Genomic DNA, 11,494 nt, shown 5'->3' with positions numbered 1-11,494 from the left:
ACGCAACGGCTGACGCAGCCCTGAACACGCGCCGACGTCAAGCCTTCTACAATACGGCCAGAATTTTCGTTCAGGCTTCTTAGCTTCTTATCATCCCAACGCGGCACGCCGCGCAATCTTGAGATCCCCCATGCATTCACCTGTCATGGCCATGGCCTTCAGCCTATTCGTGCTGTGTTTCATCACCTGCTCGATCAGCGGCATCGTGCTGTTCTTCTTCAAAAGCCAGCAGATCAATGCCGCACTGAAACATCCTTACCTGCAACATCGCCCGTTCAAGCAATACCCGCTGTCGATCCAGGCGGCAATCATGCTGGATTATTTTTTCCGCCTGATGTTCCCGGGTACCCGTTTCTGGTTGATCGGCAACGCCAACGATCTGTTGGAACATGTGGACCCCAAGAAATTGCCGTTGTCACTGAAGTGGCCGATCGTGGGTTTCTGGGGATCTTGCTGGCTGGGCCTTATCGCCATGATCGTCTTGTGGATCATGTTGTACCTGGGAGCATGAACCCATGCAGATCAGAATTGAAGACTATCCCGGCAGTCTGGAAGCCGCCCGTACCCTGATCGCCGCACGGGACGCCGGCCTGGCGGGTCCGCGTCTGCCCGTCGCTTGCCGCCCACAGTCCTTGGGTCAGGCCTTCGCGGTGCAGCAGCGCACGGCGCAATTGCTGCAAGAAACGCGGCAAGACCGAATCGCGGCCTGGAAAAGTGCGCTGCCGTCGCCTGAAAAAACCGTTGTGGCGCCGATCTATGCGTCAAACACGGCTTATGCCGAAGCCGGCCCCATCGCCAGCCGCACGGCCGTTGTGCGCGTCGAACCGGAAATCGCGTTTGAACTGGCTCAAGACCTGCCTGCGCGCGACACGCCGTACACCGAAGCCGAAGTCGATGCGGCGATTGGCGGCGCGCGGCTTGCGCTGGAAGTCCTGGGCTGCCGTTATGCATCGCCCGAACACGTCAGCCTGCCGGAACTGCTGGCTGACCACATGTTCAATCAGGGCATCGTGCTGGGCCCGCGCATCGCCTCACCCGACGCCGCGCCCAGTCACATGAGCATCACCCTGGCGGTGGACGGACAGGAAGTTGAGCAGCACGCGGGATTCCACCCGAACGACCAGCCCAAGGCTGGCCTGTACTGGCTGGCGAATTTCCTGCGTGAACAGGGCCTGGGCCTGCTCGCGGGCCAGCACGTCATCACGGGCTCGTATGCCGGTTTTCTGGACGTGCCCGCCAATCAAGACATTGAATTGACGTACGGCGACCTTGGCGTGCTACGCCTGCGATTCAACAACTAGCCTGGTCCTACCAAGGAAGCTTCTGCCCATGCTGACCCTGCGTCCCTTCGCATTCACGGATTTCCCATTGTTGGCGAGTTGGTTTTCCACCTTGCCGGACGTCGTGCAATGGGGCGGTTCGCACTTGTCGTTCCCGCTGGCGCAAGACGAGATGGCTGACATGCTGGTGCAAGGCCAAGCCACACCGCCCAGCCGCCGCTGCTGGATGGTGTGCCGTGACGGCACGCCTGTCGGGCATGCGCAGTTGGCATACGACTGGCACGACGGCAACGCCCGGCTGGGCCGCGTGGCCATCGCCCCTGCCCAGCGCGGGCAAGGCTTGGCGCGGCCCATGGTCACGCTGATGATCGAAGAAGCCTTCCAAACGCCCGGCATCGAACGCCTGGAACTGAACGTGTACACGTTCAATACCCCCGCCATCCGCACCTATCAGGCACTGGGTTTCACCATGGAAGGCGTCAGGCGCTCTTCCACGCGCGCCGGCGACGCGCGTTGGGACACCGGGATGATGGGATTGCTGCGCGCGGAGTGGCAGGCAGCAGCGCCCCGCTGACCTAGCGCGGTTCAGGCTCCGCGATGCTGACGGGCTCTGCCGCGGCTTCGATGATTTCGCCTGCTGCCAGGCATAGATCTTCGCGATAGCGCCCCGCCACGATCTGCACCCCCGCCGGGCTCTGCCCCACACTGCTCATTGCACGCCCCATCGCCACCGACAAGGCGGGCAAGCCCATGAAAGGAATACCGATCTGGGTCATCTGCGCACGCCAGACCCGGGCATAAGCCGCGTCTCCCTGCAAATCCAGATTGTCAGGGAACGGCAACTCGGCCGACACCGGCAACAACAGAATCGGGTATTCGGCAAAGAACAATTCCCACAAGCGGGTCAGCGTCGCACGGCGCGTCAGCACCGCTGAAAAACTGTTCAAGTCGGCACCGGCCACGTGATCGCGCTGCCCCCGCAAGGCAACCAGCGCTCCTGGGTCCCCTTCTTTTTCAGCGGCGGCGACCATGGCGTCATAACCGTCCGCCATCCACATGCGGATCTGAAGGTCAGCGGCTTCTTGCAGCGGCGGCAGCCTATCCAAGGTGTCCACCGTCCAGCCCGCCTCGGTCAGCCTGCGCGCGGCCTCTTGCAGCGCCTTGACGACGGCTGGCTCGGTTTCCATACCCTCGGGATTCACGCATAGCGCAGCCCGTCGCGGCACGTCCGGGCCCACCAACGGGGCAGGCACCCACCAGGGATCCCGAGGATCAGCCGCGGCCAGGGCGGCCAGCCCCAGGCGCACATCGGCGATGGTGCGCCCCAAGGGGCCCGACACCGCGGTCAGTTGCCCGCCGATCGAGCGTTCCGGCAAGGCGGCGTTATACGCCGCCACGCGCCCCAAAGACGGGCGTAGACCGTGCACCCCGCAGGCATAGGCGGGATAGCGGATGGACCCCGCGATGTCCGTGCCATGCGCCAGATGCCCGATGCCTGCGGCCACGGCCGACGCGGCGCCCCCCGATGAGCCGCCAGGCGTCAGCGCCGCATTGCGCGGATTGCGCGTATCGCCATGCAAGGCATTGCCCGTGAACCAGCGCAGCGAAAATGCCGGCGTGTTGGTGCGGCCCACAATCACGGCGCCTGCCCGCCGCAGGTTATCCACGACCGGACTATTCTCGGCGGCGATCTGGTCTTTTTGCAGGCTGACGCCGTTGGTCGTCGCATAACCCGCCTGATCCACGTTGACTTTCACGGTGACCGGCACCCCGGCCAGCATGCCCGGGGCATCCCCGCGCGCCAACGCGGCATCCACGCCGGCAGCCTGCGCCAGCACGTCCTCGGGACGATGATCGACCACCGCGTTGATGGCGGGGTTCACGGCGTTCAGCCGGTCCAGCGCGCTGCGCGCGGCTTCGACGGCGGACACCTCACGGTTGCGAATACGGGCGGCAAGTTCAACTGCGGACAAACGCCAGATATCAGACACACGTCACTCCTGAGGGGATGGTTTTCTTGCGGGGCAAACAAACCTTAGCGCCTGCCGCGCTCGTCCACAAGCCACGGCTTACCGCCGTGAATCGGGACGTGCGCTATGCAACCGCTTCAAAGACTTCAACGATCGCGTCCGCCACCGCCCGCACGCGAGCCGTGCGGTTCAGGTCGCCGTGCATCACCAGCCACAGATCATAGGGCTCGCTGCGGGTTGGCCAGATGCGCACCAACTCGGGATAGTCCGGCGCCATGTGCGTGGGCACCTCGCCAATACCCAGGCCCGCCGCCACGGCATCGATGATCATCAGCCCTGAATTCAGTTCAATCGCGATATGGCCGTTGCCCGTGGGCTCGCCGCAGAAAGTATCCGACCAGCCCGGCAGCACTGACTGCTGATAGGTCACCAGCGCATGTCCGGCGAATGCGGTGCCCGGGCGTGGCTCACCGTGGTCAGCAAGATAGCTGCGCGAGGCATACAGCCCCACTTCCTTGCGCGCCAGATGGCGCTGGATCAGGTCCGGGTTGTCAGGCTTGACGTTGCGGATGGCCAGATCGGCCTCGCGGCGCGTCAGGTTGCTGATCTGGATCGACGTCGACAACACCACGCGAATATCGGGGTGCTGCGCATGCACGCGGCGGATCGCCTCCATGATGAAGTAGCTGGCCACCGTTTCCGAGGCCGCCACGCGCACCACGCCGGACAGGCGATGATCCAGCCCCTGCATTTGCCGCTGCAATTGGTCGGCTGCCTGCTCCATGCGCTCGGCGGCGGCAAAAGCCAGTTCGCCCGCCGCCGTCGGCACATAACCGCCCGGGGTGCGCAGGAACAACCGGGCGTCCAGCGAGGACTCCAGCGCCGCCAGCCGCCTCCCGGCCGTCGCCTGGTCAATTTGCAACAAGGCGGCCGCGCCGCGCAGCGTGCCAATGCGATAGATGGCCAGGAAAATCCTGGCGTTGTCCCAATCCATGATGGTCCTTTTGGGGACCTGTTCGGCCCGAAGTGATGCAATTTTGCATGACTATAAAGCAGTTCTTCAGCTTTTTTGCATCGATGAAACACCCTAAGCTTCAGGCCTCGGAATACCGCAACGCAACACTCGCCGCCATCATGACCGCCGCCTGCCCCCAAGCCCCGCTCCCAACCGTGGATGCCAAACCTCTCACCGGTTGGCTGCCGCTCGTCACCTTGGCCATCGGTTTCGTCATGGCCATGCTGGACGTCACGGTGGTCAACGTGGCCCTGCCCAGCATCGCACTGCAATTCAGCGTCCCGCTGACCGACCTGGTGTGGATCGTGGACGGCTATACGCTCACCTTCGCCGCCCTGCTGCTGGTGGCTGGCGCCTTGGCTGACCGTTACGGCGCCAAGACCATCTATCTCAGCGGGCTGGGTGTGTTCACGCTGGCATCGCTGCTGTGCGGCCTGGCGCCGGATGCCGACACGCTGATCGCCGCGCGCATGCTGCAAGGCCTGGGCGCCGCCCTGTTCATGCCCAGTTCCTTGAGCTTGCTGACGCACGCCTATGAGGACGAGCACGTGCGCAACCGGATGCTGGCCGCGTGGTCGGCCATCGTCGCGGTGGCGGGTGCGGCCGGCCCGCTCTTGGGCGGTGTGCTGATTCATCAATTTGGATGGCGCAGCATTTTCCTGATCAACCTGCCACTGGGGGTGGTCGGCTTATGGTTGGCTCGCCGCCGGATCCTGGCAGCGCCTCGCCGGCCGCGGGCGCTCAATCCACTAAGCCATCTGCTGGGCGTGATCGCGTTGTCTTCCTTGTGTTTCGTGCTGATTCAGGGCAATGCCTATGGCTGGACATCCAGCCGGATCGCGGGCGTCACGGCGCTGTGCGCCGTGGCCGTTGTGCTGCTGGTGCGGCGCGAACGTCGTCACGCCGAACCCATCCTGCCCCGCGCCCTCTTCAAGACGACGCAATTCGCCGCAGCCAATGGCGTGGGTTTTCTGATCAACCTTGCGTCCTACGGCCAGTTGTTCCTGCTCAGCCTGTTCCTGCAACACGCGCGCGGCACCGACGCCCTGCAAACCGGCATTCAATTGGTCCCCATGCTGGCCGTGTTTTCCATCGGCAATATGATCTCTGGGCGCGTCTCGGCGCGCTGGAACGTGTCGGCATCGCTGCTGGGGGGCGTGTCACTGGCCGCCATCATGAGCGCGGCGGGCATCTATGCGTTCTCGCCGGACATGGCCTACTGGCCGTTCGCCATCATGGTCGCGCTGGGCAATCTGGGCGTCGGCATCGCCGTGCCCGCGATGACCAGCGTCGTCATGCAAGTCTCAGGCAAACAGCACGCCAACAGCGCCGCCGCAGCGTTGAACGCCAACCGCCAATCCGGCGCGCTGGTGGGCGTGGCGCTGATGGGCACCATCCTGCATGTGCTGCCTGACTGGCAAGCCAGCCTGCCCGCCGCCTACGGCATCATCGCGGTCAGCTATGCGGCGGCCGTCGCACTGGTGTGGCGGCATCTGCGCCAGACGCGCAACATCTGAACTCGGCAGGCCGCGCGGCAACTGATCCTGCACATGGCAACGGTTTGGCGTTTGCTTCACAATGTGGCCGATATCCATCCACCGGAGAGCCGCATGCCCCACACCGACACGCTTAACCCAACCATCCGCCGTGTTGCCATCGTGGGCGCAGGCACCATCGGCGCCAGTTGGGCCGCGCTGTTCCTGGCGCACGGGCTGGAGGTCGTCGTCAGCGATCCCGCCAGCGATGCCGAAGCGCAAACCCGCGCCCGCGTGCAGGCGGCCTGGCCCGTGCTGACAGAGCTTGGCCGCGTGGCCGATGGCGCCTCGCCCGACGCCCTGCGTTTCGAGCCGGACCTGACTCTCGCGCTGGCAGGCGTGGACTTCGTGCAGGAAAACGCGCCCGAACGCGAAGACTTCAAGATCGATCTCTTCGCCCGGATGGACGCGATCCTGCCCCCGCACGTCATCGTGGCATCCAGCTCATCGGGCCTCATCATGAGTCGCCTGCAATCGCGCTGCCAGCATGCCGGGCGCTTCGTCATCGGTCACCCGTTCAATCCGCCCCACCTGATCCCCCTGGTGGAAGTCGTGGGCGGGGACCAGACATCCGCCAGCACCATCGACCGCAGCATCGCCTTCTATCAGGCAATGGGCAAATACCCGATCCGTCTGAACAAGGAAGTGCCCGGCCATATCGCCAACCGGCTGCAAGCCGCGCTCTGGCGTGAAGCCATCCATCTTGCCGCTGAAAATGTCGCCAGCGTGGCGGATATCGATGCTGCGGTGTCGCAAGGCCCTGGGCTGCGCTGGGCGCTGTTTGGTCCGCACATGACCTTCAACCTGGGCGGAGGCGCGGGCGGACTGGCGAACTTCATGGACCACCTGCTCGGGCCCGTGCAATCTTGGTGGGATGACCTGGGTGCGCCCGCCGTCACGCCCGAACTGCAAAAGCGTCTGATCGAAGGCGTCAATGCCGAAGCGGGTCAACGCAGCATCGCAGACCTGGTGGAAACACGAGATGCCCAACTCACGGCGTTGCTCAAGACCTTGCAGCGCTAAGCCCGATGTCTGTTCCGATGTGGCCTCACCGCTTGCCGCTCACTCGCCGCGGTTTGCTTACCGTGCTGGCGCTCTTCGCGCTACTGCCGCCAGGCACCGCGCAGACCAGTGCATCGCTCGACGTCCAGCCCCCCGCCCTGGTGTGGGGCGCGGCGCCCAGTGCGGATCTCTATCTGCTGGTTGCCAGCCCCCGGCTGAGCACGCCGGAACTCCAGCAATTGGCCGCAAACACGATCGGGCCTGGCATCGGCGACAACCAGTACATCACGCAGGTCTGGAGCAATCTTCCAGAGCCTGTCCAGCTTTGGATGTCGATCGATCCCATCCGGCTGCGCCAAGCGGGCCTGTCCACCGATCAGGCATTGGAAGCGCTAGCCGCCAAACTGGGTATCCCTGTTCATCCAAGCCAAGGTATCGGCGTTCCCTCTTCCTGGATCTATCCGGGCGCCACGCGCGAAAGAATTGAGGCCTGGACCGACACGCCTCCTCGGGGCCCGAACGGCAGCATCGTCACTCCCTCCGACTGGGCCACATTGACATACCGGCAAGCCCCTGAGTCCTGGGAAGCCTGGAACAAGATCACGCTCAGCCTCGCCGTCCCGGCGGAAGCAAACCGCGACTCGTTGAATGGCGTCGTCAGCGGGCGCTTGGACGCTCTGGCCTCCAAGCTGCCCCGAGACGTTTCGATCCTGATTCTGCCGGCAGGACCTCGGTTGCATGAAGCCGATGGCATTCTTGTCACGCTCGAACAGGATGTTCAGTAAATCGCCTCTCCTGCCGCAGCCCGCCGCAACTGTTAATCTGAGCGCTTGGCTTCGCATCCCGACTCGTCCAAGGAATATCCGAATGACCGTTGTCACCCACGACCCCGGACAATCCCGTTTCACCGCTACCGTCGATGGCGTCCCATGTGTGCTGGACTACCAGTTGCAAGGCGACGTCATGGCCATCGTGCATACCGGCGTGCCCAGCCAGGTGGGTGGCCGTGGCATTGCCGCGGAACTTACCAAATTCGCGCTCGACACCGCGCGCGGCAAGGGCTGGAAAGTGCGCCCCTTGTGCTCCTATGCCGAGGTCTACATGCGCCGCCATCCCGAATACGACGACCTGCGCGCCTAAGCGCCCAAACTGCATTATCGTGACAAAGAAATCCACGCCCCTGACCGCATCCTGCCCCTGTGGAGGCGCGGCGTATTCCCAATGCTGTGGACGCTGGCATGAAGGGCCCCAGGCCATGCAGGCGCCTACCGCCGAAGCGCTAATGCGGTCGCGTTACAGCGCGTTCGTGCTGGACAAGCTGCCATACCTGCTAGCCAGTTGGCACGCCAGCACGCGCCCCAGTTCCCTGGAACCGAATCCACCCGACTTGAAATGGCTGGGGCTGACGATCAAGCAGGCGCACGATCAAGATGCCGACCATGCCACGGTGGAATTCGTCGCCCGCAGCCGCCAGGCTGGCCGCGCTCACCGCATGCATGAGGTCAGTCGCTTCGTCAGGGAAGACGGTCGCTGGTACTACGTGGACGGCGACTTGAACTGACGGCCGCCATCACCGGAACCCGCTATATCCCGCACCGATTGACTCAGGATATCGGTCTCGACCGCCTGTTTTAGCGCGATCACCAACGCCTCCAGCAATTGCTGCTCCATGCCGCTGGCGCCACGTGAATTCACGATCGCCAGCTCCGTTGAAGGCACCGCCGCCAACCCGTCTTGCGCGCCCAACAGGGCGTGCGTCTCCAGCCGCGCAAACGCGGGCAGCAGGCTCACGCCCAGCCCTGCCGCCACTGCGGCCTGCACGCCCGCCAGGCTATGGCTGTGATACGCGACATGCCAGGGCCGCCCCGCACTTTCCAAGGCGTAGATCATGCGCTTGCGATAAATGCACCCATGCGGGAACAGCACCAGCGGCACGGCCGCCGATCCATCCAGGTGGCGCTTGTCTCCCACCCAAACCAGCTGTTCCGTCCACGCCGCAAGGCAAGGCCCATCGCCCGGCTCGCGCTTGATCAGCGCCAGGTCCAGATCGCCGTCCGCCAGCTTGCCACGCAGTTCGGTGCTCATGCCGCTACAGGTCTCCAGCCGTGCCTCCGGGTGGTTGGCGACAAACCCGGCCAACAGCACGGTCAGCCGCGCCACATCGAAGTCTTCGGGAATGCCCAATCGCAGCACACGTGACGCGCGTGGCGCCGCCACGACAAGCTCTGCCTCGTCCGCCATCGCCAACAAACGGCGCGCGTAGGCCAGCATCAATTCACCGTCTTCCGTCGCCACGACGTTGCTACCGGCTCGATCGCGCAGCAAGAGCGTCTTGCCCACGGTCTGTTCCAGTTTGCGAACTTGCTGACTCACGGTGGACTGCGTGCGATGCACGCGGCTTGCCGCCCGCGTGAAGCTGCCTTCGTCCACGACACACACCAGGGTTCTAAGCAGTTCCAGATCCAGCATGATGGGTTTGATATTTACTTATCTACTAAGTTGAGTTCAATTATTAATTTTACAACTTTACAGGCTGCCCCCTAAGCTGATCTGACTCAACTGCCCCATCAACAAGGAAACCGATATGCCGCTGGATCACCTCCCCCGCCCCCAATGGCTTACCTTCGACTGCTACGGCACGCTCATCCAATGGGACGAAGGCTTGCAAGCCGCTGCCTCGCGCATCCTGGCCGCCAACGCCAACGGCCAAGCGGTACCAACGCCGGCTGAATTCCTGCATGTCTATGACGAACACGAGCATCGGCTCGAACGTACGCCGCCGCATCGCAATTTCGTGGACATCACGCGGGAGTCGCTGCGTTTGACGATGCAAGACCTGGGCCTTGCGTACCATCCCGAAGATGCAGACATGCTGACAGGCAGTATCTCCGCCATGCCGCCGTTCCCCGAAGTCGTGGACACGCTGGCCGCGCTGAAACAGGCCGGCTTCCGCTTATGCATCATCTCCAACACCGATGACCAGATCATCGCTGGCAACGTCGCTCAGCTAGGCGGCCACGTCGACCGCGTCATCACGGCCGAACAAGCCGGCGCCTACAAGCCCTCGCGCCAGATATTCGCGCATGCCCACAACAGCCTGGGCGTCACGCCGGACGAGGTGGTCCACATCTGCGCCAGCCCTCATCTGGATCATGCCGCAGCCCGAGACATCGGCTTTCGATGTGTCTGGATTGACCGCGGCACGGGCCGCAAGCTCTTGCCGGACTATCGCCCGGACGCTACCGTACCGACTTTGGACCGCGTGCCTGGACTATTCCGTACTGCCGGCTGGCTCTGACGCCAAGCACGCCAGGCAAGCGCCTCTTCCCATTTCTCTCTTGAAGGTAGTCATGAATCAAGACCCCCGCTTCGCCGACGCGCTCTTCCACGCAGAACCCGTTGCCGCGCTTCGCTCGGATCTGGCCCTTGCGCTGCGGGCCGCCGCCGCGCACGGCTTGGGCGAAGGCGTCTGCAATCATTTCAGTGTGGCATTGCCAGGCGATCCGGATCATTTCCTGCTCAACCCTCGCGGCCTGATGTGGCATGAAGTGCAGGCGGACGACATCGTGCTGATCGACTCCCACGGCAACAAGCTGGCTGGGCGCCACGAAGTTGAGCCCACCGCCATGTTCATCCACGCCGCCATTCACCGTATCGCTGGCAAGGCCTGTGTCCTGCACACCCATATGCCCTACGCCACGGCGTTGACGCTAACGTCCGATCGCGGCTTGGACACGACTCTCTCGCAAAATGCCATGCGTTTCCATGGCCGTCTTGCCATCGACGAACACTACAACGGCCTGGCGCTGGATGTCAGCGAAGGCGAACGCATTGCGCACGCCATGCAAGGCGCCGACATCGTGTTTCTGGGTAATCATGGCGTCGTGGTCTGCGGCGACCGCCTGGATTATGCCTACGATGATCTGTTCTTCCTGGAGCGTGCCTGCACGGCTCAGGTATTGGCGCAATCAACCGGGCGGCAGCTCAAGCCGGTGAATACCGAAATCGCCAGTAAAGTTGCCGCGCAAATTCAAAGCGAACGCCTGCAATCCGAGCTCTTCTTCGCCGCGCTGCGCCGTCAACTGCCCTGATCGCACGCCGCCAGTAAACAAAAAACCCCTCGCGGCGTCAGCCGCGAGGGGTTTTCTTCATGGAATTCAATACGAGTACTTCAATGAAGCACTTCATCTGAGTTCTTCAATTCGGCACTTGGATGGGCACTTCACTATCCGAAGCCCCAAAGACAAAACCCCACAGGATCACCTGTGGGGTTTTGCGGAATAAAAGCCTGACGATGACCTACTTTCACAGACGTCCGTCCACTATCATCGGCGCGAAGGCGTTTCACTGTCCTGTTCGGGATGGGAAGGAGTGGTACCACCTTGCTATGGTCGTCAGGCGTAACTGGTTGAGCGGTTGCGGTTGAGGCAACTGCTCCAATCTTGGAAGAAACACAACGTGTGGCAATCAGAGACTAGCTCGATGATCACGCACAGGGGGGTGTAATTGGTGTTGGCTGGCTGCTGACGGCGCAGCCAGATTTTGTATTGAACGACACTTGGAACGCTATATCACCAGGTCATAACCATCAGTGTTATAGGATCAAGCCTCACGAGCAATTAGTATCGGTTAGCTTAACGCATTACTGCGCTTCCACACCCGACCTATCAACGTCCTGGTCTCGAACGACTC

At 63.0% G+C, this 11,494-nt stretch carries 13 protein-coding genes and 2 rRNA genes; 10 read left to right on the top strand and 5 right to left on the bottom strand.

Translation table 11 applies throughout. The features are described from left to right. The first annotated feature begins 130 nt into the window (after positions 1 to 130). From HV753_RS06840 to HV753_RS06830, 3 genes are read left to right on the top strand one after another with little or no spacing between them, the layout of a single operon-like run. On the top strand, positions 131 to 511 hold the full coding sequence (locus tag HV753_RS06840) for a hypothetical protein (protein WP_175173724.1): 381 nt from the start codon (positions 131 to 133) through the stop codon (positions 509 to 511). 4 nt (positions 512 to 515) lie between these two features. After that, positions 516 to 1,301, top strand: a complete 786-nt coding sequence (locus HV753_RS06835) for a 2-keto-4-pentenoate hydratase (RefSeq protein ID WP_175173723.1) — start codon at positions 516 to 518, stop codon at positions 1,299 to 1,301. Between the two features lie 28 nt (positions 1,302 to 1,329). Beyond that, the gene (locus HV753_RS06830) at positions 1,330 to 1,854 is read left to right on the top strand and encodes a GNAT family N-acetyltransferase (protein WP_175173722.1); all 525 of its coding nucleotides are present in this window, start codon (positions 1,330 to 1,332) and stop codon (positions 1,852 to 1,854) included. 1 nt (position 1,855) lies between these two features. On the opposite strand, the gene HV753_RS06825 is transcribed toward HV753_RS06830, so the two are convergent. Together HV753_RS06825 and HV753_RS06820 are read right to left on the bottom strand one after the other, a co-directional pair. Then, the gene (locus HV753_RS06825) at positions 1,856 to 3,271 is read right to left on the bottom strand and encodes an amidase family protein (protein WP_175173721.1); all 1,416 of its coding nucleotides are present in this window, start codon (positions 3,269 to 3,271) and stop codon (positions 1,856 to 1,858) included. Between the two features lie 103 nt (positions 3,272 to 3,374). Then, complete coding sequence (locus tag HV753_RS06820; RefSeq protein WP_175173720.1) at positions 3,375 to 4,244, bottom strand: LysR family transcriptional regulator; 870 nt, start codon at positions 4,242 to 4,244, stop codon at positions 3,375 to 3,377. Positions 4,245 to 4,384: 140 nt separating this feature from the next. Between HV753_RS06820 and HV753_RS06815 the strand changes: the two genes are divergently transcribed. The 5 genes from HV753_RS06815 to HV753_RS06795 all read left to right on the top strand — a co-directional run bounded on the left by HV753_RS06815 (position 4,385) and on the right by HV753_RS06795 (position 8,363). Next, a complete protein-coding gene (locus HV753_RS06815; RefSeq protein WP_175174606.1) occupies positions 4,385 to 5,782 on the top strand; it encodes an MFS transporter in 1,398 nt (465 codons plus the stop codon). A 72-nt stretch (positions 5,783 to 5,854) separates the two neighbouring features. After that, complete coding sequence (locus HV753_RS06810; RefSeq protein ID WP_425485887.1) at positions 5,855 to 6,823, top strand: 3-hydroxyacyl-CoA dehydrogenase NAD-binding domain-containing protein; 969 nt, start codon at positions 5,855 to 5,857, stop codon at positions 6,821 to 6,823. Positions 6,824 to 6,855: 32 nt separating this feature from the next. Continuing rightward, positions 6,856 to 7,587, top strand: a complete 732-nt coding sequence (locus HV753_RS06805) for a hypothetical protein (protein WP_175173718.1) — start codon at positions 6,856 to 6,858, stop codon at positions 7,585 to 7,587. 82 nt (positions 7,588 to 7,669) lie between these two features. Further along, entirely contained in the window at positions 7,670 to 7,942 is a 273-nt protein-coding gene (locus tag HV753_RS06800) for a GNAT family N-acetyltransferase (RefSeq protein WP_175173717.1), read from the top strand. A gap of 19 nt (positions 7,943 to 7,961) precedes the next feature. Continuing rightward, on the top strand, positions 7,962 to 8,363 hold the full coding sequence (locus HV753_RS06795) for a YchJ family protein (RefSeq protein WP_175173716.1): 402 nt from the start codon (positions 7,962 to 7,964) through the stop codon (positions 8,361 to 8,363). On the opposite strand, the gene HV753_RS06790 is transcribed toward HV753_RS06795, so the two are convergent. After that, entirely contained in the window at positions 8,339 to 9,271 is a 933-nt protein-coding gene (locus HV753_RS06790) for a LysR substrate-binding domain-containing protein (protein ID WP_175173715.1), read from the bottom strand. The two genes, HV753_RS06795 and HV753_RS06790, sit on opposite strands and share 25 nt — an antisense overlap. Positions 9,272 to 9,386: 115 nt before the next feature. On the opposite strand from HV753_RS06790, the gene HV753_RS06785 reads away from it, so the two are divergent. Together HV753_RS06785 and HV753_RS06780 are read left to right on the top strand one after the other, a co-directional pair. Beyond that, entirely contained in the window at positions 9,387 to 10,100 is a 714-nt protein-coding gene (locus HV753_RS06785) for a haloacid dehalogenase type II (RefSeq protein ID WP_175173714.1), read from the top strand. Between the two features lie 52 nt (positions 10,101 to 10,152). Further along, the gene (locus HV753_RS06780; protein ID WP_175173713.1) at positions 10,153 to 10,893 is read left to right on the top strand and encodes an aldolase; all 741 of its coding nucleotides are present in this window, start codon (positions 10,153 to 10,155) and stop codon (positions 10,891 to 10,893) included. 195 nt (positions 10,894 to 11,088) lie between these two features. Here HV753_RS06780 and rrf read toward each other — a convergent pair. Then, a 5S ribosomal RNA gene (gene rrf, locus HV753_RS06775) occupies positions 11,089 to 11,201 on the bottom strand. A 199-nt stretch (positions 11,202 to 11,400) separates the two neighbouring features. Beyond that, positions 11,401 to 11,494: ribosomal RNA gene (locus HV753_RS06770) — 23S ribosomal RNA — on the bottom strand; the annotation flags it as partial.

The sequence above is a fragment of the Achromobacter pestifer genome (genome assembly GCF_902859625.1).
Taxonomy (GTDB): Bacteria; Pseudomonadota; Gammaproteobacteria; order Burkholderiales; family Burkholderiaceae_B; genus Achromobacter; species Achromobacter pestifer.
This window is presented reverse-complemented; position numbering and strand designations above follow the sequence as displayed.